This is a genomic window from Aeromonas sp. ASNIH8 (genome assembly GCF_002919855.1).
In the GTDB taxonomy this organism is placed as follows: Bacteria; Pseudomonadota; Gammaproteobacteria; order Enterobacterales; family Aeromonadaceae; genus Aeromonas; species Aeromonas caviae.
Genome location: NZ_PQLN01000027.1, coordinates 1 through 24,859 on the forward strand (window position 1 = coordinate 1; position 24,859 = coordinate 24,859).

A 24,859-nucleotide genomic window follows, 5' to 3' on the forward strand; every position below is an offset into this window, starting at 1 on the left:
TGGACTTGGTCTATCAGGAGCTGTGGGGATTGCTGCTTGGATACAATCTGGTCAGGCGGGAGGCCAGCCAGGCCGCCGTAGCCCATCAGCGAGCGCCCAATGAGGTGAGCTTTAAGTTTGCCTGTCAGTTCATCGCGAACCAGATGGCAGTGATGGCGGGCGCGTTATCGCCAGCCCATACGCCACGGAGGTTGGCGGAGTTGCGGGGCTGCATAGGCGTCATGTTCATAGAAAAACGCCCCAGGCCATCGAGACCCAGGGCGGTGAAGATATCAAAGACCCGTTTTCCGGTAAATCGCAATGCGGCTCCGCTTAAGTGAACAGCATTGCGCCAGAGGCGGCCTTTTTTCATGGTGTGTCTGGCGAGAAGAGGGCCATGTCGGGGGTCGCCATCGGCCCTTCCCGCTCGTAAGATGAGGCAAACGATCCTGTGCCGCGCGCATTCTCAACAAGAGCCTTCATCATATGTCATCAACTGAACAGGCCTTCTGGTTCGTGCTGGGGGACGATCACCTCGTCCTGCTGGATGAACAGGGGCGCATTCCACAAGGGCCCCGCGCCGTTTTGCCCACCCATCTGCACACCGCCTCCTTCGAGCGCTTCGACGAGTGGGACGGCCTGCCTTGCCATCTGCTGGATCTGGGGGCGGAGGCGGAGACCGGGGCCATGGCCCCGCTGCGCCAGCTTATGGTGGCGGGGGACGAAGAGGGCTTTCGCCTCGCAGGGCGGGCCTGGCAGCTCGCCACTTTTCGCCGTACCCATCGTTTCTGCGGTGAGTGCGGCGCCCCCATGACCCCGAGGGAAGGGGAGTGGGCCCAGGGGTGTCATCACGGCCATGTCGTCTATCCGCGCATCTCCCCCTGCATCATCGTCGCGGTGCGCAAGGGGCCGGCCATCTTGCTGGCAGCCCACCGCCGTCACTATCAGGCGGATGATCCCATGTATACCGTGCTGGCCGGCTTCGTGGAGGCAGGGGAGAATCTGGAGCAGTGCGTGGCGCGGGAGGTGTTCGAGGAGAGCGGCATCCGGGTGACCAATGTGCGTTACGTGGCGAGCCAGCCCTGGCCCTTCCCCCACAGCCTGATGATGGGCTTCACCGCCGACTACGAGAACGGCGAGATCCGGGTGCAGGATGACGAACTGGTGGCGGCAGGCTTCTTTGAGGCTGACCGGCTGCCGCGCTTGCCCCCTCATGGCACCATAGCGCGCCGGCTCATCGAACAGTGTCTCGCCGAGGCGCGTTGAGGGAAAACGGGGGCGCTTGTATGCGCCCCCTCACATCTTTGCACTCCTGCGGCGATGTGCGGCGTCAGGGTCGCCCTCAGCCTTGCACAAAGTGGTATCATGTCCGCCATTTTATGCGTGACATGACTCAGGAACTGGGATGAAAGAGCTGAAAAACGATCGATACCTGCGTGCCCTGCTGCGCCAGGAAGTGGACATGACCCCGGTATGGATGATGCGTCAGGCTGGCCGTTATCTGCCGGAATACAAGGTGACCCGCGCCGTTGCGGGGGATTTCATGTCCCTGTGTCGCAACGCCGAGCTGGCCTGTGAAGTCACCTTGCAGCCCCTGCGCCGCTATCCACTCGATGCCGCCATTCTCTTCTCCGACATCCTGACCGTGCCCGATGCCATGGGGCTGGGCCTCTACTTCGAACAGGGGGAAGGCCCGCGCTTCGAGCGCCCGATCACCTCCATGGCCGACGTGCAGGCCCTGCCCATCCCGGATCCGGAAGACGAACTCGGCTACGTGATGAATGCGGTGCGCACCATCCGCCGCGAGCTCAAGGGCGACGTGCCGCTCATCGGCTTCTCCGGCAGCCCCTGGACCCTGGCCACCTACATGGTGGAGGGGGGCAGCTCCAAGGCGTTCACCAAGATCAAGAAGATGATGTATGCAGAGCCGCAGACCCTGCATCTGCTGCTCGACAAGCTGGCGGACAGCGTGATTAGCTATCTCAACGCCCAGATCAGGGCGGGTGCCCAGGCGGTCATGGTATTCGACACCTGGGGCGGCGTGCTCACCCCGCGCGATTACCGCGACTTCTCCCTGCAGTACATGCACAAGATCGTCGATGGCCTGATCCGTGAACATGAGGGCCGCCGTGTGCCGGTCACCCTGTTCACCAAGAACGGCGGCCAGTGGCTGGAGCAGATCGCCGCCACCGGCTGCGATGCCCTGGGGCTGGACTGGACCACCGACATCGCGGACGCCAAGCGCCGGGTCGGCGACAAGGTGGCGCTGCAGGGCAACATGGACCCCTCCATGCTCTACGCCACCCCGGAGCGGATCCGCGAAGAGGTCGCCACCATTCTGGCCGGTTTCGGTCATGGCAACGGTCATGTCTTCAACCTGGGGCACGGTATCCATCAGGATGTGGACCCGGAACACGCCGGCGTGTTCGTCAACGCGGTGCATGAGCTCTCCGCCCGGTACCACGGTCGCTGAGGGCGGCAAACAGCGTGATGAACGGGGCCTGCGGGCCCCGTTTTGCTGTCCGTGACACAGGGGGCTGCATCCTGGTTGCGGCTCGGGTTACACTGCACCCCCATGTTGGCAGTCGTGGCCGGGATGGGGTCGTTGAGGGGCAGGAGGCTGGATGGAGAAGCAGGCGTGGGATTGGGGGATCGACCTTGGCGGGACCAAGTGCGAGTGCGTGGTGCTCGATGGCGACGAGGTGTTGCTGCGCCACCGCATTCCCACTGAACGGCACGGCGGCTACCAGCACATGCTGGGCCAGATCGCCAAACTGGTGGACGAGTGTGCCGCCAAACTCGGTCAGCGTCCTGCACTCATCGGCATGGGGACGCCGGGGGCCCGGGACCCCCAGACCGGGCTGCTGAAAAACAGCAACACCACCGAGTCCAACGGCAAGCCGCTCAAGGAAGATCTGGAGCGCAGGCTGGGCGTCCCCGTGCTCATCGCCAACGACGCCAACTGTTTCGTCCTGGCGGAAACCCATCTGGGGGCGGTGCGCCAGCATCATCCCGATGCAAAAGTGGTGTTCGGCATCATCATGGGCACCGGGGTCGGGGCCGGCATTGTCATCAACGGTCAGATCCTCAACGGTCACCACGGCATCGCCGGGGAGTGGGGGCACAACGTCCTGTTGCCGGAGGGGCCAGAGTGCTACTGCGGCAAGCGCGGCTGCGTCGAAACTCTCATCAGCGGCCCGGCGCTGGAGGCCTGGTACGAGGCCAGGACCAAACGCCGTCTCTCGCTCGCCCAGATTGCTGCGGCCAGTACCCATGATCATGTCGCCAGGCTCACCATGGACAGGTTGCACCTGCTGTTCGGCCAGGCCCTCGCCAACGTGATCAATATTCTCGATCCGGACGTCATCGTCATCGGTGGCGGCGTGGGCAATGTGCAGAGCCTCTATCGCGCCGGGCGCGAAACGGTATTGCCCTTCCTGTTCAACCCCCGTTTCGCCACCCCCATGATAGCGCCGGCCCTGGGGGACAGCGCCGGGGTATTCGGTGCCGCACTGCTGGCCCGCGGCGTCTTTCGCGAGGCACTGCTCTCGTGAGTCGCCCCTTCCTCCCATCCCTTTGTCGCAGCTAAGGACACAACGTTTCCATGATCAAGATTGCCATCAACGGCTATGGCCGCATCGGCCGCAACGTGCTGCGGGCCCTCTACGAGAGCGGCCGCGACAAGACCATCAAGATAGTGGCCATCAACGAGCTGGCGGCCCCCGAGGCCATGGTGCACCTGACCCGCTTCGACACCAGCCACGGCCGGTTCCGCTATCCGGTGCAACTGGCGGGCAACAGCATGCAGGTGGGGGAGGATCTCATCGCCCTGTTTGCCGAGCGGGATCCGTCGAACTTGCCGTGGCGGGCGCTGGGGGTGGACGTGGTGCTGGACTGCACTGGGGTGTTCGGCTCCCGGGCCGATGCCGAGCTGCATCTGGGGGCGGGAGCGGGCAAGGTGCTCTTCTCCCATCCGGCGGACGCGGATGTGGACGCCACCATCGTCTACGGGGTCAACCACCAGGTGCTGACCGGGCGGGAGCGGATTATCTCCAACGCCTCCTGCACCACCAACTGCGTGGTCCCCGTCATCGAAACATTGCATCGAGAATTTGAGATAAATTGTGGTACTATTACGACAATTCATTCGGCCATGCACGATCAGCAAGTCATCGATGCCTATCACGGCGACTTGCGCAGAACCCGGGCAGCCAGCCAGTCCATCATCCCGGTGGACACCAAGCTGGCAAAGGGGTTGGAACGTATCCTTCCCCACTTTGCCGGCAAGTTCGAGGCGATCGCGGTGCGGGTACCGACCATCAATGTAACCGCCATGGATCTGAGCATTACTGTTCGTAAAAAAGTGACAGTTAGTGACGTAAATCAAGCCCTGCAACGGGCATCCAGAGGTACATTACACGGTATTCTGGACTACACGGAAGAGCCACTGGTCTCCGTAGACTTTAATCATGATGCACACTCCTGCATCATTGATGGTACCCAGACCCGGGTCAGCGATGCCAACCTCGTCAAGATGTTGATGTGGTGCGATAACGAATGGGGCTTCGCCAACCGCATGCTGGATACCACCCGGGCCATGATGGCCGCAGGCTGAAAGTCTGCACCGGGCGCAAGGTTACTGTTTTTTTAACATTACCTGAAAATATATAGAGGACTGAATATGTCTGTTATCAAGATGACCGACCTGGATCTGGCGGGCAAACGCGTTCTGATCCGTGCTGACCTGAACGTGCCGGTAAAAGACGGCAAGGTCACTTCCGATGCACGTATCGTTGCGACTCTGCCGACCATCAAGCTGGCTCTGGAAAAGGGCGCCAAGCTGATGATCACCTCCCACCTGGGTCGTCCGACCGAGGGTGAATACAACGAAGAATTCTCCCTGGCTCCGGTTGTCAACTATCTGAAAGACGCACTGTCCTGCCCGGTTCGTCTGGCCAAAGACTACCTGGATGGCGTAGACGTCGCTGCCGGTGAGCTGGTTGTGCTGGAAAACTGCCGCTTCAACAAAGGCGAGAAGAAGAACACCGAAGAGCTGGCCAAAAAATACGCCGCCCTGTGTGACGTCTTTGTAATGGATGCGTTCGGTACTGCTCACCGCGCCGAAGGTTCTACCTACGGTGTGGCCCAGTTCGCGCCGGTTGCCTGTGCAGGCCCCCTGCTGGCCGGTGAACTGGAAGCCCTGGGCAAAGCCATGCTGAAGCCCGAGCGCCCCATGGTTGCCATCGTGGGCGGCTCCAAGGTCTCCACCAAGCTGACCGTACTCGAATCCCTCTCCAAGATCGCTGACCAGCTGGTGGTCGGTGGTGGCATCGCCAACACCTTCATCGCTGCTGCCGGTCACAACGTCGGCAAGTCCCTGTGCGAGCACGATCTGATCGACACCGCCAAGAAACTGGCTGCCGAAACCAACATTCCGGTGACCACCGACGTGGTTGTGGGTGCCGAGTTCTCCGAATCCACCCCGGCCACCATCAAGTCCGTGTCCGACGTGACTGACGGCGACATGATCTTCGACATCGGTCCGGATTCCGCCAAGGCCCTGGCCGACATCATCATGAACGCCAAGACCATCCTGTGGAACGGCCCGGTCGGCGTGTTCGAGTTCGACCAGTTCGCTGAAGGCACCAAGGTGATCGCCGAAGCCATCGCCGCTTCCCCGGCCTTCTCCATCGCTGGCGGTGGTGACACCCTGGCTGCCATCGACAAGTTCGGCATCGCCGACAAGGTCTCCTACATCTCCACCGGCGGCGGCGCCTTCCTGGAGTTCGTAGAAGGCAAGGTACTGCCGGCTGTCGCGATTCTCGAAGAGCGCGCCAAAGCCTAATTGACCCGGGACGGGGGGCAAAAGCCTCCCGTTTCGTTTATCATGTGGCCGCTGTGCCGGTTCATGATGAACCCCCCACTTTTTATTAACGGCATACGAGACAGGACGATTAAACATGTCTAAGAAAATTTTCGACTTCGTAAAACCCGGCGTGATCACTGGTGATGACGTTCAGAAAGTGTTCGCCATCGCCAAGGAAAACGGCTTCGCTCTGCCGGCCGTCAACTGCGTCGGTACCGACTCCGTGAACGCCGTGCTGGAAGCTGCTGCCAAGGTCAAAGCCCCGGTTATCGTACAGTTCTCCAACGGTGGTGCCGTGTTCACCGCCGGCAAGGGTCTGAAGCTGGAAGGCCAGCAAGCTGCCATCCTGGGTGCCATCTCCGGTGCCAAGCACGTGCACGCCGTTGCCGAAGCCTACGGTGTACCGGTGATCCTGCACACCGACCACGCCGCCAAGAAGCTGCTGCCGTGGATCGACGGTCTGCTGGATGCCGGTGAGAAGCACTTTGCCGAAACCGGCAAGCCGCTGTTCTCCTCCCACATGCTGGATCTGTCCGAAGAGTCTCTGGAAGAGAACATCGACATCTGCTGCGAGTACCTGACCCGCATGGCCAAGATGAACATGACTCTGGAGCTGGAACTGGGCTGCACCGGCGGTGAAGAAGACGGCGTGGACAACAGCCACCTGGACCAATCCTCCCTGTACACCCAGCCGGAAGACGTGGCCTACGCCTACGAGCGTCTGTCCAAGATCAGCCCGCGCTTCACCATCGCTGCCTCCTTCGGCAACGTACACGGTGTATACAAGCCGGGTAACGTCAAGCTGACTCCGAAGATCCTGGACAATTCCCAGAAGTACGTCTCCGAGAAGTTCGGTCTGCCTGCCAAGTCCCTGGACTTCGTGTTCCACGGTGGCTCCGGCTCTACCCTGGAAGAGATCCGCGAATCCATCTCCTACGGCGTGGTGAAGATGAACATCGACACCGACACCCAGTGGGCGACCTGGGAAGGCGTGCTGAACTTCTACAAGTCCAACGAAGCCTACCTGCAAGGCCAGCTGGGCAACCCGGAAGGTGCCGACAAGCCGAACAAGAAGTTCTACGATCCGCGCGTATGGCTGCGTGCCGGTCAGACTTCCATGATCGCGCGTCTGGAGAAGGCCTTCTCCGACCTGAACGCCATCGACGTACTGTAACTCGCAGCACCTTGATTGCATGAAAAGGCGCCCTTCGGGGCGCCTTTTGCATTTCTGTGATCCTGACGGGCTGGATTGGGGATGGGGGGCTGGGTATTATCGATGACACCCGTTTAATTTAGTAAACGAATGCAACCAGGCAGGATGCTGAGCATGCAGACAGGAAGACAGGGACATCAGGAACACACGGCCTCCTATTACGCGGCCACTCGCAACGACCATCGGCAGTGGCCCGAGCTCAGTGGTGAGCTGGATGCGGACGTCTGCGTCATCGGTGGCGGTTTCACCGGCCTCAACACCGCCATCAACCTGGCCGATGCCGGTTACAAGGTGGTGTTGCTGGAGGCCAACCGCATCGGCTGGGGAGCGTCGGGGCGCAACGGCGGCCAGCTGATCCGCGGCATCGGCCACGATACCAGCCAGTTCGCCCGCTGGATTGGCGAGGCGGGCGTGCGGGAGCTGGATCTGATGGGGATCGAAGCGGTGCAGCTGGTGCGCGAGCGGGTCGAGCGTTTCAATATCGAGTGCGATCTCACCTGGGGCTATTGCGATCTCGCCACCAAGGCGCGTCACCTGAAGGGGTTCGAGGAGGATGCCGAGCACCTGGCGAGCCTGGGTTATCGGCACGCACTGAAAATGGTGGCGCGGGAGGAGATGCACACCGTGGTCGGGTCGGATCGCTATATCGGCGGGATGATCGACATGGGCTCCGGTCACCTGCATCCTCTCAACCTTGCCCTCGGCGAAGCGCGTGCGGCAGCCAGTCTCGGGGTCTCCCTGTTCGAACACTCAAGGGTGATCCACATCGATTACGGCGAGCGGGTCGAGGTGACCACGGCCCACGGCCGTGTCAGCGCGGACTACCTGGTGATCGGCTGCAACGCTTACCTGGGCGACCTCCAGCCCGATCTCGGGGGCAAGGTGCTGCCGGCTGGCTCCTACATTCTCGCCACCCAGGTGCTGGAGAAGCGCCTGCGCCAACGCTTGCTGCCACAGAATATGGCGGTGTGTGATCAGAATGTGGCGCTCGACTACTATCGGCTGTCGGCGGACGGTCGCCTGCTGTTTGGCGGGGCCTGCAACTATTCGGGCCGTGACCCCCGCGATATCAAGGCCTTCATGCTGCCCAAGCTGCTGCGGGTTTTCCCCGAGCTCGCGGGTACCGCCATCGAGTTCCAGTGGGGGGGCATGATAGGCATAGGCGCCAACCGGCTGCCCCAGATAGGCCGCCTCGAGCAGCATCCCAACGTCTTCTATGCCCAGGCCTATTCGGGCCATGGCCTCAATGCCACCCACATGGCGGGCAAGCTGGTGGCGGAGGCGATCAAGGGGGAGAGCCGGGGCTTCGATCTCTTCAGCCGCGTCCCCCACATGACTTTCCCGGGTGGCCCGGCGTTGCGCTCTCCGCTGCTGGCGCTCGGGATGCTCTGGTATCGGCTGAAGGATCTGCTCTAGGGGGAGGGCGGGGTTCGGGCTTATCCCTGCTGCGTCGCGTCTGGCTCGGCCAGGCGCCAGCCCTGCTCCGTCTTCATCATCCAGACCTGGGTCTCCTGCGCCAGGGCCTGGCCAGCCTCGAAGTCGCCATATTTGCGCTCGAGCTCCATCAGCCCCATCTCCTGCTGGAAGGGGCCGACCCTATCATAGACGAGATCCTCGTCGTGCAGCACCTGCAACTGATCCAGTCCCTGCTTGAAGTGGAGCTGGTAGCTCACCTTGACCAGATAGACCCCCTCCATCCGCTCTTCCTTGCCGAGCACGGCGAAGTCGCGGATGTCGAGCAGGTCAGCATCTGTGCCCGCCTGCAACCTGGCGGTGACCTGGCTCTGGATGGTCTCTTCACCGGGACCTGCGTTGCAGCCATAAAGCCAGAGGGCCAGCAGGGGGATGAACCACTTTTTCATCAAAACTCCGGACGAACGAGACGGGAAAGGGCAAATTCTGCCACGGCGTCGGTCATATACAAGGGATTGCCGGAAAAATGGCGGTCAAACCGGGGGCCCACACGGTTGCACGGGCCACCCGGTATCAGCGCAGCTTGTCCAGCTGGCCGAGAAATTCGACAGGCCCCATGAAGCCGGTCACCCGCTGGCCGTTCACCTCGTTGCCATCGCGATCGAAGAAGAGGAGGGTCGGCAATCCCAGCACGTTGAGGCCGTTGAGCAGATCCACGTCGGCGTCGTCGTTGGCGGTGACGTCCGCCTGCAGCAGCACCATCTCGCTGAAGCGCGCCTGCACATCGGGGTCGCTGAAGGTCTTGTGCTCGAACTCCTTGCAGGCCACGCACCAGTCGGCGTAGAGGTCCAGCAGCACCGGCTTGCCGCGGGCGGCGGCGAGCTGCACCTTGAGATCGTCCAGGGTCTTGATTCGGATGAATCGGGGGGCCTGGGTCTGGGCGGCGGCATTGGCCCCCTCGGGTGGCAGCAGCAGATCCTTGCCCACCACCACCAGACCCATCATCGCCAGCAGCAGAACGAAGCCGCCAAGGCTCTTGCCCACCGAATGGGCGCGATGCTGGTTGTGGTGATAGAGATAACCGCACAGCACCAGCCCCCAGCCGAGCCAGAGCAGGGTGGCCACCTGATCGCTCAGGAGCCTTGAGAGCAGCAGGATGGGTACCGCCAGCAGCGCAAAACCGAAGAGTTGCTTGATCACATCCATCCAGGCGCCGGCCCTGGGCAGCAGCTTGCCGCCAGAGGTGCCGAGCAAGAGCAGCGGCAGCCCCATGCCCAAGGAGAGGGCATAGAGGGCCGCACCGCCGAGCCAGAGGTCGCCACTCTGGGCCACGTAGATAAGGGCCCCGGAGAGCGGCGCCGTGGTGCAGGGGGAGCAGACCAGTCCCGAGATCATGCCCATGATGGCAACGCCGGCCACGGATCCGCCCTGCTGGCGGTTGGAGAAGCCCGAGAGACGGGTTTGCAGGCTGCTCGGCAGTTGCAGGGTGTAGAGCCCGAACATGGAGAGGGCGAGCAGCACGAACATCACCGAGAGGCCGATGAGCACATAGGGGTGCTGCAGGGTCGCCTGGAATTGCAGGCCCGCCGAGGCGACGACGAGCCCGAGCAGGGTATAGGTGACCGCCATCCCCTGCACATAGACAAAGGAGAGCAGGAAGGCGCGACGGGTGGAGAGGCGATGTCCGGCCCCGGCGATGATCCCGGTCAGGATGGGATACATGGGGAAGACGCAGGGGGTGAAGGCGAGGCCGAGACCCAGGGCGAAGAAGGCGGCGACGCTGATCCAGAACCCCTGGCTGCCGAGGGCGGCCGCCAGCCTGTCCTGCTGGCTGCCCGGCACGTCGGTGCCCTGAAGGCTGGCCGGCGCTTCCGCCCGGGCGGGGGCGGCGAGGGGCTCGACGGCGATCCGCTTGTCGGTCGGTGGGTAGCAGAGTCCCTCGGTGCAGCCCTGGTAACTCAGAGTGAGGCTGGCCGCGTCCCCGACCCGGGTCAGCGCCACGGGGATCTGCACCTCCTGGTAATAGACCCGGCTCTTGCCGAAGAAGTCATCCTCGTGCTCGGTGCCGGGGGGCAGGACGGGCTCGTCGAAGGCGAGGTTCTCTCCCTTCACACGGATGCTGTGGCGATAGAGGTAGTAGCCGTCGGCGATGCGTATCCGGAGCAGCAGCCGATCACCCTGTTGTTCGCTCTCGAGGGCGAAGGCCTGATCCACCTTGAGGAATCTGGGCTGGGTCTCGATGCCGAGGCTGCCGAGCAGATCCTGGCTGCTGGCCCGGGCGGGGGCCGTCGTCAGGACGCAGAGCAGGCCCAGCAGCATCAGCAGGAAGGAGAGGGGGCGAGAGGCGGTCATGAGGTCTCCTGTGTCAACCAGTCGAGATAGGCAGGGTGGCCCTGGCTTGCCGGGAGCGCCAGGATCTCCGGTACCTCGTAGGGATGGTGGGCGAGAATGCACTGGCGCAGGGGCTCGAACAGAGCGGCCCGACTCTTGATGACGAGCTGGATCTCCCGGGTTCGTTCCGTCTTGCCCTGCCAGCGATAGACGGAGGTGACCCCGGGCAGCTGGTTGATGCAGGCGGCGAGGCGCTGGTCGAGCAGCTGCTCGCAGAGGCGGTCTGCACTGGTCTCGTCGGGGCAGGTGCAGAGCACCAGAATGGCGTCGGTCATAGGGATGGACGGTCTCGGCAACGGGGCGCACGGGCCCCCTGGATCAGCCGTTACTATACCGGGCCGGGGGGCAAATAGCACCCGGCCCCCCGCACCCGGAATAAGTCATGCGCCCGAGATGGACGCTGTGAAAAGGACAGGGCAGAATGAGCGGGCTTGTTCCAATTCTACGTAAGGAAATGTATGACCCAACAGAATGAGCAGCAGAGAAACCGCATGTTGAGCCTGTTGCGTGAAGGGGAGCGCCGCATGCTGGTGCAACTGGCCGGTCTGCTGCGTACCAGTGTCGACGAGATCAATGCGGAGCTGGAAAAAGAGGAGCTGTTGTCGGCGTTGGAGCAACCCATCACGGTGGAGTACCTCAACGGCGTGGTGCAGCATCATCTGTTCGAGCGCCTGCACAAGGGGGACATGGTGGCGGCCCAGCGCATGCTGAACCAGTACCAGAGCGACCTCGAAGCCATGATGCGCCAGGAAACCAGGCAGGACGATACCCCGCCGGAAGAGGTCAAGGCACAGGCCTGACCCCGCGAGGCCCTCTTCAGCACCATCATGCCATCGCATGATGGTGCCTCGCCCTTACCCCTCGAATCGCTTATCCCAGCGCCTTCTGCACCTGTCCCATGGGAATGGGGAACACCTTGTCGTAACTCCAGTTGTAGACGAAGGCATAGACCAGGTAGAAGAGCACGAAGCCCATATCCAGCACCAGCGCCTCCAGCAGGCCGATGTCGAGCCACCAGGACATCACCGGCAGGGCCACGATCAGCAGGCCCCCCTCGAACCCCAGGGTGTGCAGCACACGCTGCCACAGCGCCTTGTGGGTGTGGCCCTGATAGCGCAGCAGCAGCTTGTCCACCCCGATGTTGTAGACATAGTTCCAGACGGTGGCGACCACCGAGAAGAACAGGGCCAGGGGGCCCATGTGGTTGAGCCCGACGCCGGTCACCCAGCTGGCCAGCGGGGCGGCGATCAGCAGGCCAATCAATTCGAAGCCGATGGCGTGGCGCAGGCGGTCACGGGTCGTACGCATGGTCTGTCTCTCTCTTTGGTCAGGAAATGGCGGCAATGTATCGCCAAAACCGGATAGATTCACGTTGGTATCTATCGCTAAAATAGATAGATGTGACGACACAACAGCACGGCGGAGCAGGCTCATGACCCCTTCACTGGAACACTTCAAGGCATTGCTGGCGACGGCCGAAACCGGGTCGTTCTCGGCGGCGGCGCGCCGGCTGGGCAAGGCTCAGTCGGTGGTGAGCACCGCCATCGCCAACCTGGAGATCGATCTCGGCCTTGCGCTGTTCGATCGCAGCGGCCGCTATCCCGTGCTGACCGAGGCGGGGGCCCGCATCTGTCAGGAGGCGGGGGTGCTGCTGGCCCAGAGCGAGCGACTGCAGGCCATCGCCGGCGAGCTGGCCAACGGCGTCGAGTCGCGCCTCACCCTGGCCATCGACGATGACTCCCACCTGCCCTGGCTTGGCTCCCTGCTGGAGGAGTTCGCCAGCCGTTACCCGGCGGTGGAGCTGGAGCTGCTGTTCCCGCTGATGGAAGACGTGACCGAGCTGCTCAAGAGCGGCCGTGCCCAGCTCGGCATCAGCTATCAGAAGGCGCACCCCGAGCGGGAGCTGGTCTCCCGCTCCCTGGGGACGGTCACCATGCCCCTGGTGGTCTCTCCGGATCACCCCCTGGCCCACAAGACGCCGTTGAAGGAGAGCGACTTGCAAGGGGCTCGCCAGTTGATGGTGACCGGACGGCGGGAGGGGACGGAGCGCCATCGCTTCCGCCTCTCGGCGCAAGTGTGGTGGGTGGAGGGGGATCTCGGGATCCTGGAGCTGGTGAAACTGGGGCTGGGATGGGCGGCGGTGCCCGAGTTTCTGCTGCACCGGCCCCTGGCGCGGGGGGAGCTGGTGGTGCTCAAGCCGGACTTCATCGCCGAGGCGGAACTGGCGCTGGAGTTGCAATGGTATCGCGCCCGCCCGCTCGGGCAGGCGGGGCGCTGGTTGCAGGAGGCACTGCTGGCGCGGGTGCCTCGCTAGGGGGATTCAGTCGATCAACGCATAGGGCAGGGGCTGCAGACTGAGGCTGGAGCCCTCTTCCAGCTTGAGGCGGAAGCGGGCGTCGGCCTCGGTGTCCTTGGGCAGCACGGCGGTGAGCCACACCTGACCCTGCTGCTGCCAGGCGTTGAGCACCAGACCGCTGCGGCGCCAGTTGTCACCGAGCTGGATCTCCAGGGTGTCACCGCTGGCCACCTGCGTTGCGGCAGTGCCGCTCAGCACGAAGAGGGCGCGGTTGTTGGCGCCGCGATACTTGGCGCGCGCCACCGTCTCCTGGCCCATGTAGCAGCCCTTGTTGAAGCTGATGCCATCAAGGGCTTGCAGGTTCAGCATCTGGGGGATGTATTCCCCCTGATGGACCGCTTCCAGATGGGGGAGACCGGCTTTGATCTCCAGCCCCCACCAGAGTCCTTCGTCGCCCACCGGCAGGTTCAGGGCCAGCGGGGATGCGCTCGCCAGCAGCCAGCGGTCCGCCTCCACCCTGACTGCCATGCCGCCCTCCACCAGGCCGGTGCCGGTCAGCGCGAAGTGCTGTGCCATCCAGTCGTCCGTCCCCTGACCGGCCAGTCCGGTCAGGCTGCCCTGAAATTCGCCGATCTCGACCTTGGCAAAGATCGCAAACTTCTTGAGCTCCGGCAGCTGGCGGGCCAGCACCGACGGCTTGGTCAGCATCAGCAGGCTGTCTTCCAGGCAGAGCAGGCGAAAATCGCTCCACAGCTTGCCCTTGGGATCGCAGTGGCCGCCGAGGGTGCTCTGGCCCGGTTGCAGGGCGTTGACGTCGCAGGTGACCTGACCTTGCAGATACTTGGCGCGATCCGGGCCGCCGAGGCGGGTGATGGCCAGGTTGGTCAGGGAAAACAGGGTCGGCTCGGCAGGAAGAAGAGGGGTCGGCAGGCTCACGATGGGATTCCAGAGACAGAAAGTATGTGACCTGCATGGTAAAGACGTAAGGAATGTTTGTCAGCCGGAAAATCCTGCTGCTACCATTCCCCGGTCTTTGTAAGGAGAGTTCCATGTTGAACCCAAGTGAGAAGTCCCGCCTGAAGTGGGCCTGCCGTCGCGGCATGCTCGAGCTGGATGTGATCTTTATGCCCTTCTTTGAGCACGAGTTCGATGGCCTCGGCGAGGCCGAACAGCGCACCTTCATCCGCCTGCTGGAGTGCGAGGATCCCGAGCTGTTCCGCTGGTGCATGGGTCACGGCGTGCCCGAGGATCCCGATTTTGCCGCCATGATCCCCCTGATCCTCGAGCGCAATCAGGCCCGCCACGACAGCCTGCGCTGAGCCCGACTCGCGACCGCCACCCCTCATGGCCAGCCTCGCGTCTCCCCAGCGGGTAGTGATGCCCGTGATCGCCTCCCGCCAGCAGCGTCTGCTGCTGTGCATCCTGTTTCTGTTGCTGCTCTTGCCCGTCGCCAGCCTGATCCAGGGCTGGCAATGGGGGCTGTTCCTCCCTGTCTGGGGGCTGAGTCTGTGGCGCGCGTTGCGCCGCCATCCGGCGGCGAGCGGCGTGCTCGTCTGGGACGGGGAGTGGCTCGAGTGGCAAGGGGCGCGCCATCGGCTGGATCCCCGCAGCCGCATCCTGCCCGGGGTGCTCTGGTTGCGGCTGAAGACAGTGGAGGGCTCCGAGGGGCAGCTCTGGCTCTTCTCCGATGCCCTGGCCCCTGCACACTACCGCGCCCTGGCCCGCGCCATTCACCTCGCTGTCCGCTAGGGGCGTCTCTCTACCTGCTACATCTGCCGCTCATAGCAGATGACCCCGCCTGGGCGGGGTCATCTGGGGGAGGGCATACGCCCGAATCGAACGCAACGGCCTTATTCCAGATCCGGCGTCATTCCCGATCCGGGGTCAGCACGGTTGGCTTGGAGTCCGGCTGCATGTCCGGATAATCCAGGTTGTAGTGCAAACCGCGAGACTCCTTGCGCTCCAGGGCGCAGTTGACGATGAGCTCGGCCACCTGCAACAGGTTGCGCAGCTCCAGCAGGTTGTTGGAGACCCGGAAGTTGGCGTAGTACTCCTGCACCTCCTGCTTGAGCAGATCGATGCGACGCTTGGCCCGGGCCAGGCGCTTGTTGGTGCGCACTATGCCCACGTAGTCCCACATCATCAGCCGCAGCTCGTGCCAGTTGTGCTGGATCACCACCTGCTCGTCCGAGTCATCCACCTGGCTCTCGTCCCAGGCCGGCAGGCTGGGGGGCGCCACGCTGGTGGGCAGCTTGGCCAGGATGTCGGCTCCCGCCTGGTGGGCATAGACCACGCATTCGAGCAGGGAGTTGGAGGCCATGCGATTGGCGCCGTGCAACCCGGTATAGGTCACCTCGCCGATGGCATAGAGGCCGGGGATGTCGGTCTGGCCGTTGTTGTCGATCATCACGCCGCCACAGGTGTAGTGGGCCGCCGGGACGATGGGCATCGCCTCCTTGGTGATGTCGATACCGACCGCGAGGCAGCGCTCATAAATGGTCGGGAAGTGCTTGATGATGAAATCCGCCGGCTTGTGGCTGATGTCCAGATACATGCAATCCGCCCCGAGGCGCTTCATCTCGTGGTCGATGGCGCGGGCGACGATGTCCCGCGGGGCCAGCTCGGCCCGCTCGTCAAACTCCGGCATGAAGCGGCTGCCGTCGGGACGGCGCAGATAGGCCCCCTCGCCACGCAGCGCTTCGGTCAGCAGGAAGTTGGGGTCGTCCGGGTGGAACAGGCTGGTGGGGTGGAACTGGTTGAACTCCAGGTTCGCCACCCGGCAGCCGGCGCGCCACGCCATGGCGATGCCGTCGCCAGAGCTGACGTCCGGGTTGGAGGTGTACTGGTACACCTTGGAGGCCCCGCCGGTGGCCAGCGCCACGAAGCGGGCGCGGATCACCTCGACCTGCTCGGCGTTGCGATTCCAGACATAGGCTCCCAGTACCTTGTTGCCCGGCAGACCCAACTTGCGGGTGGTGATGAGATCGACCGCGTTGAAGCGCTCCATCAGCTGGATGTTGGGGTGGGCGCGCACCTGGTCGATCAGGGTGAGCTGCACCGCCTTGCCGGTGGCGTCGGCCGCGTGGAAGATGCGGCGATGGCTGTGGCCCCCTTCCCGGGTCAGATGATAGTGGGATTCCCCCTCGGCATCCTCTTCCTGATCGAAGGGGACCCCTTGCTGAATGAGCCACTGGATGGAGTCGCGGGCGTTGCGGGCGGTGAACTCCACCACCGCCGGGTCGCACAACCCGGCGCCGGCGTTGAGCGTGTCGCTCACGTGGGATTCGATGCTGTCGGTCTCGTCGAACACGGCAGCGATGCCTCCTTGCGCATAGAGAGTGGCCCCCTCACTGATGGGCCCCTTGCTCAGAACCAGGACTTTGGCCTGGTCTGCCAATCGCAACGCGAGGGACAGACCGGCGGCACCGCTGCCAATGATGAGTACGTCGCAAAGGTATTCAACACTTGCTTTCATAAGTATCATTGGCCTGGATTAAGAACTGGCCCCATGGTAGCCCAAGGGGGGTTGTGATGCAGCCCGCATCACATTTTTTTCAATGCAAGCGAACTTTCCCTGATTCCTCCTGTCTGAACTTGTGCGCTTAGAAGGGGCCGGAAAAGAAAAACGATAACCTGATGGGGGTTTTACGGCTCTGATGAGCGACCAGAATCTACTGGACGAACAGCTGGTTGAACGGGTCCAGCGTGGCGATAAAAATGCATTCAACCTGTTGGTACGCAAGTACCAGCACAAGGTGGTCAACCTGGTGGCCAGGTATGTCAACAATCCGGGCGATGTACCGGATGTGGCGCAGGAGGCATTCATCAAGGCCTACCGTGCGTTGCCGACATTCCGTGGCGAGAGCGCGTTTTACACCTGGTTGTACCGGATCGCCGTCAACACGGCTAAAAACTACCTGACGTCACAGGGGCGTAGACCGCCCAGCAGTGATGTCGAAGCGGACGAGGCTGAATATTATGGTGGTGGTGAAGCCCTGCAAGAGGTGGCCACCCCGGAAAACCTGGCGCTGACCGACGAGATCAAGCGCACCGTGTTTACCGCCATAGAAGCCTTGCCAGAAGATTTGAGAACGGCGATCACCCTTCGTGAAATGGAAGGGCTGAGCTACGAGGAGATTGCGGAGATCATGGATTGCCCGGTAGGTACGGTGAGATCCCGCATCTTCCGGGCGAGGGAAGCAATCGATAAAAAGCTGCAACCTCTGATCGAGCATTAACTGGGGAAAGACAGGCAAACTTATGGCAAATAAAGAGCAACTTTCAGCCCTGATGGATGGCGACCTCAGCGAAATCGAGGTACTGAACGAGCTGGGAACGGATCCCGCTCTGCAGGATACCTGGTCGCGTTACCATCTGATCGGTGATGCCATGCGGGGTGACCTGCCGGTCAATCTGCAACTGGATCTCAGCGACAGCATCATGCTGGCGCTGGAGGATGAACCCGCCATACTGGCGCCCAAGCCGGCACAGCCTGCTGCGCCCCAGGTGCAGCCCGCCGGCAAGGTGATCCCCTTCGTTCGCCGCTTTGGCCAGCAAGTGGGGCAGTATGCCATTGCCGCCTCCGTGGCTGCCGCCGTCATCTTCGGCGTGCAGCAGTACCAGGGCAAGGATGGTGTGCCGACCAGCCCGGTGCTCAATACCATACCCGTGGGTGGCAGTGCTGCGCCGGTGAGCGTGCACTATCCCCAGGATGGCAGCCGGACCGGTGTGCGTCAGCAAGGTCTGAGCGAGCAGCAGATGCAGGAGCAGCGCGAGCGCATCAATGCCTTCCTGCGCGACCATCAACTGCAACAGCGTCTGCTGCAAGACAAGCAGATTCAGGAATAACGCATTTTTAGGGATCAGATCGTGCGCCAGTCCAGCCGTATCCTGCTGGCCTCTCTCCTGTTGATTTGTGCCAAGGCCTCGGCCGACGATCTGTCGGCCGAGGCCTTGTTGCAGCAGATGCAGAGTGCCGTTTCGCAACAAAACTTCGAATTGTCCATGGTCAAGGCCCGCCAGGGGCGCCTCGAGCCTATCCGTTTCAGCCACGGGATCATCGATGGCAAGGAGGTGGCTCACCTGAGCTATCTCGACGGCAAGGCCGTGGAGTTCCTGCAACGCCAGAACGAATACACCTTCTTCGAAAACACCCATGAACCCTACACCCTTAAGGGGGCGCGTTTCCCCGGGGTCTGGTCGAGCCTGGTGAGGATGCCGCTGCCCCGGGTGATGGAGAGTTATGACCCCGTGCTGGCGGGCCGCAGCCGGGTGGCCGGCCTGGTGGCACAAGTGGTACGGCTGGTGCCCAAGGAGGCGGACAAGTACGGCTTCGTGCTCTGGATTGACGAACAGAGCCATCTGCTGCTGCGGGTGGACATGGTGGATCGGGAAGGAAATCTGGTGGAGCAGGTGCTGGGGGTGGATCTGGACAGGCAATCTGCGCCGGCCCCCTGGCTGGTCACCCTGGCACGCAGCAAGCTGCCGGATGCGCTGGCGCTGGAAGATGCCTATCCCGCTCCCCAGCAGACCCTTAACTGGCACCTGACCTGGTTGCCCGATGGCTTCAAGGTGCTCTCTCAGGATCGGCATCAGCTGGTCAGCACCAGTCTGCCGGTGGATTACATGATGCTCTCCGACGGGCTGGTGGATCTCTCCGTCTATGTTTCCCGGGTCGATCCCAAGCAGGCGGTGCGCCAGCAGTTGATTCGCCAGGGGGCCACCTCGCTGGTGAGCTTCGTCAACGAGGTCGGGGTAGAGATCACCGTGGTGGGCGAGGTGCCCGCCGAAACCGCCAAGCGCATCGCCGAGGCCGTGCAGCCGCTGGCCCGCAACGAGGCGGTGCAGTGAGTCTTTGCCGTGAGACTTGCCCTGAGGGTGCCGTCGTGCTGAGATCTGGAGCATCCACCGCCCCCTGTGAGGAGTCATCAGGTGAGTAACATGAGTGAAGAGCTGGCCACAGTAGTGGCCATCGACGGCAATCACGCCTGGGTGGAGTGCGAGCGGCGATCCGCCTGCAGCGGTTGCCACCAACAATCCAGCTGCGGGACCGGCACCGTCGCCAAGGCCTTTCCCATGAAGGCGCAGCGGCTGCGGGTCGCCCTCACCGGCGATGTAGCGGTGGGCCAGCAGATCCGCCTGGGCATCCCTCAGGCCAGCATCCTGCGCGGTGCGGCCCTGGTGTACGTGCTGCCGCTCTTCTGTCTGCTGCTGGGTGCCCTGCTCGGCCAGCTCTGGCTGGTGCCGCTCTTGTCGGCGGGAGAGGGGGTGACCATCCTCTGCTGTCTGCTGGGCGGCGCCATCGGATTTTTACTGGTTCGTTACTTTTCTGACCGGCTCGAGCAGGGGGAATACGGTCCCCGCATGCTCGGGGTGGTGCTCAATACCCGTCATCTCTCTTGAGGGGCCGGGTCTGGCGGAGGGCATCCAGGTGCCCAACGCCCGCCAGACAAGGCGCTATTTGTGGGGCCCGCCGACTAAAGATTGGCCGTCGACCGGGTTATCCAGTAAAATCCTGCCCTCATATCCGACCCTAACTTAATTTTGAGTGATTCTTGCTCGATGAAACACATTCGTAACTTTTCGATTATTGCGCACATCGACCACGGTAAGTCGACCCTGTCGGACCGTCTGATCCAGACTTGCGGCGGCCTGTCCGATCGCGAGATGCAGGCCCAGGTGCTGGACTCCATGGATCTGGAGCGCGAGCGCGGCATTACCATCAAGGCACAGAGTGTGACCCTGAACTACCAGGCACAAGACGGTAACACCTATCAGCTGAACTTTATCGACACCCCGGGCCACGTGGATTTCTCCTACGAGGTTTCTCGCTCCCTGGCTGCCTGTGAAGGGGCACTGCTGGTGGTGGATGCCGGTCAGGGGGTTGAGGCACAGACTCTGGCCAACTGCTACACCGCCATGGAAATGGAGCTGGAAGTGGTGCCGGTGCTGAACAAGATCGACCTGCCGGCCGCAGAGCCCGAGCGGGTTGCCGAGGAGATCGAGGACATCGTCGGCATCGACGCGGTGGACGCGGTGCGCTGCTCCGCCAAGACCGGCCTCGGTGTCGATCTGGTGCTGGAAGAGATCGTCGCCAAGATCCCGTCCCCGGAAGGGGATCCGGAGGCGCCGCTGCAGGCGCTGATCATCGACTCCTGGTTCGACTCCTACCTCGGGGTCGTGTCGCTCGTGCGGATCAAGAACGGTTCCCTGAAAAAGAACGACAAGATCAAGGTGATGAGCACCGGTCAGGTATGGGGTGTGGATCGCATCGGTATCTTCACGCCGAAGCAGGTGGACACCGACGGCCTGGGTTGTGGCGAGGTAGGTTGGGTCGTCTGCGGCATCAAGGACATCCACGGTGCGCCGGTGGGGGATACCCTGACCCTGGCCAAGCACGGTGCCGAGAAGGCGCTGGCCGGCTTCAAGAAGGTGAAGCCCCAGGTCTATGCGGGCCTGTTCCCCATCTCCAGCGATGACTACGAGTCCTTCCGCGATGCGCTGGAGAAGCTCTCCCTCAACGACGCCTCCCTGTTCTACGAACCGGAGAGCTCCACGGCGCTGGGCTTCGGCTTCCGCTGCGGCTTCCTCGGGATGCTGCACATGGAGATCATCCAGGAGCGTCTGGAGCGTGAATACGATCTGGATCTCATCACCACCGCACCGACCGTGGTCTACGAGATCGAGCTGAACGATGGCTCCACCATCCACATCGACAGCCCGGCCCAGATGCCCGCCATCAACAACATCAAGGAGATGCGCGAGCCCATCGCTGAGTGTCACATCCTGCTGCCGCAGGAGTACATGGGCAACGTCATCACCCTCTGCATCGAGAAGCGCGGCGTACAGACCAACATGGTCTACCACGGCAAGCAGGTGGCGCTGACCTACGAGATCCCGATGGCGGAAGTGGTGCTCGACTTCTTCGACCGTCTGAAGTCCACCAGTCGCGGCTACGCCTCCCTGGACTACGGCTTCAAGCGTTTCGAAACCTCCGACATGGTCCGTCTGGACATCATGATCAACGGCGAGCGGGTCGACGCCCTGGCCATCATCACCCACAAGGAGAACGCCCAGTATCGCGGTCGCCAGGTGGTGGAGAAGATGCGCGAGCTGATCCCGCGCCAGATGTTCGACATCGCCATCCAGGCCGCCATCGGCAACCAGATCATCGCCCGCAGCACCGTCAAGGCATTGCGTAAAGACGTCACCGCCAAGTGCTACGGTGGTGACGTGAGCCGGAAGAAGAAGCTGTTGAACAAGCAGAAAGAAGGCAAGAAGCGGATGAAGTCTCTGGGCCGTGTGGACGTGCCGCAAGAGGCCTTCCTCGCCATTCTCCACGTCGGAAAGGATTAATCGATGGCAAGCACCTTTTCCCTGATCCTCGTCGTCGTCACCCTGCTGACCGGCATTATCTGGACGCTCGACAAGCTGGTCTGGGCCAAGCAGCGGGCGGCCAAGATTGCCGCCGCCCGTGCCAATGCCGGTCCGGATGTGGACGAGAAGACACTGGCCAAGGTGGCCCCCATGCCGGTCTGGATCGAACAGACCGGCGGGGTTTTCCCGGTGATCGCGCTGGTGCTGATCCTGCGCTCCTTCATCTTCGAGCCGTTCCAGATCCCGTCCGGCTCCATGATGCCGACCCTGCTGGTGGGCGACTTCATCCTGGTGGAGAAGTTTGCCTACGGCCTCAAGGACCCGGTGACCAACACCAAGTTCCTCGAGACCGGTGAGCCGAAGCGCGGTGATGTGGTGGTCTTCAAGTATCCGCTGGATACCCGGGTGGACTACATCAAGCGGGTGGTCGGCATGCCCGGCGATCGGGTCATCTATCGCAACAAGGAGCTGATGATCCGGCCCAAGTGCGATGAGCAGGAAGGGAAAACGTGCCCCGGCTTCCAGAAGCTGGACGTCAAGTTCGAGCAGCGCGGCGAGTTCAGCCAGATGGGGATCCCGCTGGATCGCTACACCGAACAGCTGGGCGATGTCTCCCACGAGACCTTGCGCAACCCGCTGATGCCGGACCTGGTGGACCGCTACTATCGCCAGCCCGGCACCTACCCCGACGAGTGGGTAGTGCCGGAAGGCCAGTACTTCGTGATGGGTGACAACCGCGACAACAGCACCGACAGCCGTTTCTGGGGGTTCGTGCCCGAGCAGAACCTGGTGGGCAAGGCGGTCGCCATCTGGATCAGTTTCGAATTCGAGCGCGAGGAAGGGTCCAGCTTGCCGAGCTGGGTGCCGACCGGTGTGCGCTTCAACCGCATTGGCGGAATCAAGTAAATGAATATCAAGATGAACAGACTGCAGTCCCGTCTCGGGCATGTCTTTCAGGATCCTGAGCTGCTGACCCGGGCACTGACCCATCGCAGCGCAGGGTCCCGTCACAACGAGCGCCTGGAATTTCTGGGGGACTCCATCCTGAGTCTGGTGATTGCCGATGACCTCTTCCACCGCTTCCCGCAGGCGGCGGAAGGGGATCTCAGCCGGATGCGCGCCACCCTGGTGCGCGAGAAGACGCTGGCCGAGCTGGGCCGGGAATTCGACCTCGGGGATCACCTGATCCTGGGGCCGGGGGAGCTGAAAAGCGGCGGTTTTCGCCGCGAGTCCATCCTGGCCGACACCGTCGAGGCGGTGATCGGCGCCATCTATCTGGACACGGATCTGGAGCGGGTGCGCAGCCTCCTGCTCGGCTGGTATGCCAGCCGCCTTGGCGAGATCAAGCCCGGGATCGAACAGAAGGATCCCAAGACCCGTCTGCAAGAGATCCTGCAGGGCAGCCGCAAATCCCTGCCGACCTACACGGTGACCAACGTCAAGGGCGAGGCCCACAACCAGGAGTTCACCGTCCAGTGCGAAGTGGATGGGCTGGATGGCCCCCTGGTCGGGATCGGCTCCAGCCGCCGCAAGGCCGAACAGGCCGCGGCGCAGCAAGCACTGGAACGGCTGTCATGAGCACCATGACGGATCCGGCACTGTGCGCTCTTTTCACTCCATCAGCATTGGGAACGCGGTCATGACAGATACCACCTATTGCGGCTTTGTCGCCATCGTGGGCCGCCCCAACGTGGGCAAGTCCACCCTGCTCAACAAGTTGCTCGGCCAGAAGGTCAGCATCACCTCGAAGAAGCCCCAGACTACCCGTCACCGGATCCTGGGGATCGACACCGAGGAGAACCATCAGACCATCTATGTGGATACCCCGGGTCTGCACATCGAGGAGAAGCGGGCCATCAACCGCCTGATGAACCGCGCCGCCACCAGTTCCCTGGGGGACGTGGCCATGGTGGTGTTCGTGGTGGACGGCACCCACTGGACCAAGGATGACGAGATGGTGCTGGGCAAGCTGCGCCACCTCAAGTGCCCCGTGGTGCTGGCGGTCAACAAGATCGACAACGTCAAGGAAAAAGAGGATCTGCTGCCGCACCTCGAGTGGCTGGGTCAGCAGATGAACTTTGCCCACATCCTGCCCATCAGCGCCGAGAAGGGCACCAACGTGGAGAAGATCCGCGAGTGGGCCAAGGATCTGCTGCCGGAGAACGTCCACTTCTTCCCGGAAGATTACGTGACCGACCGCTCTTCCCGCTTCATGGCCTCCGAGATCATCCGAGAGAAGCTGATGCGCTTCACCGGCGAGGAGCTGCCCTATTCGGTGACGGTGGAGATCGAGCGCTTCAAGGTGGAGGATACCGGTCTCTACCACATCCACGGGCTCATCCTGGTGGAGCGCGAAGGCCAGAAAAAGATGGTCATCGGCAACAAGGGCGAGAAGATCAAGACCATCGGCACAGAGGCGCGCATCGACATGGAACGGCTGTTCCAGAACAAGGTGCATCTCGAGCTGTGGGTCAAGGTCAAGTCCGGCTGGGCCGACGACGAGCGGGCCCTGCGCAGCCTCGGGTATGGCGACGACTGATTGCTGACCCCGGCTTTCGTCATCCACAGTCGGCCCTATCGGGAGACCAGCCAGCTGGTCGAGGTCTTCACCCAGGATAGCGGTCGATTCACCCTGGTGGCTCGCGGTTCCCGCGGGCCACGCTCCTCTCTGAAGGGGCTGCTTCAGCCCTTCACCCTGCTCACCATTGCCTGGCGCGGCAAGGGGGATCTCAAGAACCTCACCCAGGTGGAGTGCCCGGATCACTCGTTGCGCCTCGGCGGGGATCGTCTCTTCTACGGCCTCTATCTCAACGAGCTGGTCTACTACCTGCTGGAAGCGCACACCCCCTTCCCCGAGGTGTTCGACGCCTATGCCCGTGCCATCATGGCCCTGGCGGACGGCGAGACCCCGGAGCTGCCCCTGCGCCGCTTCGAGTTCCTGCTGCTGCAGGCCCTGGGCTACGCGGTGGACTTCGAATATGCCGCGGACGACGACTCCCCCATCGACCCCACCCTGCTTTACGGCTTCGAGCGGGAGCTCGGCTTTGTCGCTTGCGAGCGGGCGCCGGATCCCCGTACCCTGTTCCTCGGTGCCCACCTGCTGGCCTTCGCCGAGGGGCGTTTCGACACGCCTCCCTTGCTGCAGGCGGCCAAGCGTTTCAGCCGGCTGGCGCTGCAGCCCTATCTCGGCAAGCGTCAACTGAAGAGCAGGGAGCTCTTTTTGAAGCGAAAAGGCAGTGTTTCAAGCTGATTTTTATTATCTGGTGATGTTTTGTGTTTATGACATCGCTTTTGATGAACAATAATGCTGTCGCCGTGGCCATAA

26 protein-coding genes and 1 pseudogene are annotated in these 24,859 nt (G+C 62.7%); 21 read left to right on the plus strand and 6 right to left on the minus strand.

Annotated features, from left to right (window positions below; genetic code table 11):
- From C3418_RS09200 to C3418_RS09235, 8 genes and pseudogenes are all read left to right on the plus strand, one after another.
- A pseudogene (locus tag C3418_RS09200) lies at positions 1–320 on the plus strand (IS4 family transposase); the annotation flags it as partial.
- 145 nt (positions 321–465) lie between these two features.
- Entirely contained in the window at positions 466–1,245 is a 780-nt protein-coding gene (gene nudC, locus C3418_RS09205; protein ID WP_103858318.1) for an NAD(+) diphosphatase, read from the plus strand.
- A gap of 139 nt (positions 1,246–1,384) precedes the next feature.
- Positions 1,385–2,452, plus strand: coding sequence for a uroporphyrinogen decarboxylase (gene hemE / locus C3418_RS09210; RefSeq protein WP_103858319.1), 1,068 nt, complete (start codon positions 1,385–1,387; stop codon positions 2,450–2,452).
- A gap of 151 nt (positions 2,453–2,603) precedes the next feature.
- The gene (locus C3418_RS09215; RefSeq protein WP_103858320.1) at positions 2,604–3,533 is read left to right on the plus strand and encodes an ROK family protein; all 930 of its coding nucleotides are present in this window, start codon (positions 2,604–2,606) and stop codon (positions 3,531–3,533) included.
- A gap of 50 nt (positions 3,534–3,583) precedes the next feature.
- Positions 3,584–4,594 carry an erythrose-4-phosphate dehydrogenase gene (gene epd, locus C3418_RS09220; RefSeq protein WP_103858321.1) on the plus strand — a complete coding sequence of 337 codons (1,011 nt, stop codon included), beginning with the start codon at positions 3,584–3,586 and terminating at the stop codon, positions 4,592–4,594.
- Positions 4,595–4,660: 66 nt separating this feature from the next.
- Entirely contained in the window at positions 4,661–5,824 is a 1,164-nt protein-coding gene (locus tag C3418_RS09225) for a phosphoglycerate kinase (RefSeq protein ID WP_052815671.1), read from the plus strand.
- Between the two features lie 115 nt (positions 5,825–5,939).
- Complete coding sequence (gene fbaA / locus C3418_RS09230; protein ID WP_010675658.1) at positions 5,940–7,019, plus strand: class II fructose-bisphosphate aldolase; 1,080 nt, start codon at positions 5,940–5,942, stop codon at positions 7,017–7,019.
- Positions 7,020–7,172: 153 nt separating this feature from the next.
- Positions 7,173–8,474 (plus strand): FAD-binding oxidoreductase, encoded by a 1,302-nt coding sequence (locus tag C3418_RS09235; RefSeq protein WP_103858322.1) that lies wholly within the window; start codon positions 7,173–7,175, stop codon positions 8,472–8,474.
- A gap of 20 nt (positions 8,475–8,494) precedes the next feature.
- Here C3418_RS09235 and C3418_RS09240 read toward each other — a convergent pair whose 3' ends face one another.
- The 3 genes from C3418_RS09240 to cutA all read right to left on the minus strand — a co-directional run bounded on the left by C3418_RS09240 (position 8,495) and on the right by cutA (position 11,137).
- Positions 8,495–8,920, minus strand: a complete 426-nt coding sequence (locus tag C3418_RS09240; RefSeq protein ID WP_103858323.1) for a hypothetical protein — start codon at positions 8,918–8,920, stop codon at positions 8,495–8,497.
- Positions 8,921–9,044: 124 nt separating this feature from the next.
- Positions 9,045–10,823, minus strand: coding sequence for a protein-disulfide reductase DsbD (locus C3418_RS09245; RefSeq protein WP_103858324.1), 1,779 nt, complete (start codon positions 10,821–10,823; stop codon positions 9,045–9,047).
- Complete coding sequence (cutA, locus tag C3418_RS09250; RefSeq protein WP_010675653.1) at positions 10,820–11,137, minus strand: divalent-cation tolerance protein CutA; 318 nt, start codon at positions 11,135–11,137, stop codon at positions 10,820–10,822. Before cutA ends, C3418_RS09245 begins: the two co-directional genes overlap by 4 nt.
- A 183-nt stretch (positions 11,138–11,320) precedes the next feature.
- On the opposite strand from cutA, the gene C3418_RS09255 reads away from it, so the two are divergent.
- On the plus strand, positions 11,321–11,662 hold the full coding sequence (locus C3418_RS09255; protein ID WP_010675652.1) for a hypothetical protein: 342 nt from the start codon (positions 11,321–11,323) through the stop codon (positions 11,660–11,662).
- Positions 11,663–11,732: 70 nt separating this feature from the next.
- Here the strand turns inward: C3418_RS09255 and C3418_RS09260 are convergent, their stop codons facing one another.
- Positions 11,733–12,170 (minus strand): PACE efflux transporter, encoded by a 438-nt coding sequence (locus tag C3418_RS09260; RefSeq protein WP_039040541.1) that lies wholly within the window; start codon positions 12,168–12,170, stop codon positions 11,733–11,735.
- Between the two features lie 124 nt (positions 12,171–12,294).
- On the opposite strand from C3418_RS09260, the gene C3418_RS09265 reads away from it, so the two are divergent.
- On the plus strand, positions 12,295–13,176 hold the full coding sequence (locus C3418_RS09265) for a LysR family transcriptional regulator (protein WP_103858325.1): 882 nt from the start codon (positions 12,295–12,297) through the stop codon (positions 13,174–13,176).
- 6 nt (positions 13,177–13,182) lie between these two features.
- On the opposite strand, the gene ygfZ is transcribed toward C3418_RS09265, so the two are convergent.
- The gene (ygfZ, locus tag C3418_RS09270) at positions 13,183–14,094 is read right to left on the minus strand and encodes a tRNA-modifying protein YgfZ (protein ID WP_181023081.1); all 912 of its coding nucleotides are present in this window, start codon (positions 14,092–14,094) and stop codon (positions 13,183–13,185) included.
- Between the two features lie 113 nt (positions 14,095–14,207).
- On the opposite strand from ygfZ, the gene C3418_RS09275 reads away from it, so the two are divergent.
- Together C3418_RS09275 and C3418_RS09280 are read left to right on the plus strand one after the other, a co-directional pair.
- Positions 14,208–14,477, plus strand: coding sequence for a succinate dehydrogenase assembly factor 2 (locus C3418_RS09275; RefSeq protein ID WP_041213909.1), 270 nt, complete (start codon positions 14,208–14,210; stop codon positions 14,475–14,477).
- A gap of 58 nt (positions 14,478–14,535) precedes the next feature.
- Complete coding sequence (locus C3418_RS09280) at positions 14,536–14,907, plus strand: protein YgfX (protein ID WP_043154867.1); 372 nt, start codon at positions 14,536–14,538, stop codon at positions 14,905–14,907.
- A 118-nt stretch (positions 14,908–15,025) separates the two neighbouring features.
- On the opposite strand, the gene nadB is transcribed toward C3418_RS09280, so the two are convergent.
- Positions 15,026–16,633, minus strand: a complete 1,608-nt coding sequence (gene nadB, locus C3418_RS09285; RefSeq protein ID WP_048208412.1) for an L-aspartate oxidase — start codon at positions 16,631–16,633, stop codon at positions 15,026–15,028.
- Positions 16,634–16,814: 181 nt separating this feature from the next.
- Here nadB and rpoE point away from each other — a divergent pair, with 181 nt between their 5' ends.
- From rpoE to recO, 9 genes are all read left to right on the plus strand, one after another.
- Complete coding sequence (rpoE, locus tag C3418_RS09290; RefSeq protein WP_010675645.1) at positions 16,815–17,396, plus strand: RNA polymerase sigma factor RpoE; 582 nt, start codon at positions 16,815–16,817, stop codon at positions 17,394–17,396.
- A gap of 22 nt (positions 17,397–17,418) precedes the next feature.
- On the plus strand, positions 17,419–18,006 hold the full coding sequence (locus C3418_RS09295; RefSeq protein WP_041211670.1) for a sigma-E factor negative regulatory protein: 588 nt from the start codon (positions 17,419–17,421) through the stop codon (positions 18,004–18,006).
- Between the two features lie 21 nt (positions 18,007–18,027).
- Positions 18,028–19,008 (plus strand): MucB/RseB C-terminal domain-containing protein, encoded by a 981-nt coding sequence (locus tag C3418_RS09300; RefSeq protein WP_010675643.1) that lies wholly within the window; start codon positions 18,028–18,030, stop codon positions 19,006–19,008.
- A gap of 90 nt (positions 19,009–19,098) precedes the next feature.
- Positions 19,099–19,560 (plus strand): SoxR reducing system RseC family protein, encoded by a 462-nt coding sequence (locus tag C3418_RS09305; RefSeq protein ID WP_039040538.1) that lies wholly within the window; start codon positions 19,099–19,101, stop codon positions 19,558–19,560.
- A gap of 159 nt (positions 19,561–19,719) precedes the next feature.
- Positions 19,720–21,513: a translation elongation factor 4 gene (lepA, locus tag C3418_RS09310; protein ID WP_042016225.1), complete on the plus strand. Its 1,794-nt coding sequence runs from the start codon at positions 19,720–19,722 to the stop codon at positions 21,511–21,513.
- A 3-nt stretch (positions 21,514–21,516) separates the two neighbouring features.
- Complete coding sequence (lepB, locus tag C3418_RS09315; protein ID WP_103858326.1) at positions 21,517–22,440, plus strand: signal peptidase I; 924 nt, start codon at positions 21,517–21,519, stop codon at positions 22,438–22,440.
- Positions 22,441–23,112 (plus strand): ribonuclease III, encoded by a 672-nt coding sequence (rnc, locus tag C3418_RS09320; RefSeq protein WP_010675639.1) that lies wholly within the window; start codon positions 22,441–22,443, stop codon positions 23,110–23,112.
- 61 nt (positions 23,113–23,173) lie between these two features.
- Entirely contained in the window at positions 23,174–24,073 is a 900-nt protein-coding gene (gene era, locus C3418_RS09325; protein ID WP_103858336.1) for a GTPase Era, read from the plus strand.
- On the plus strand, positions 24,074–24,784 hold the full coding sequence (recO, locus tag C3418_RS09330) for a DNA repair protein RecO (RefSeq protein WP_039040537.1): 711 nt from the start codon (positions 24,074–24,076) through the stop codon (positions 24,782–24,784).
- Positions 24,785–24,859 lie beyond the last annotated feature (75 nt).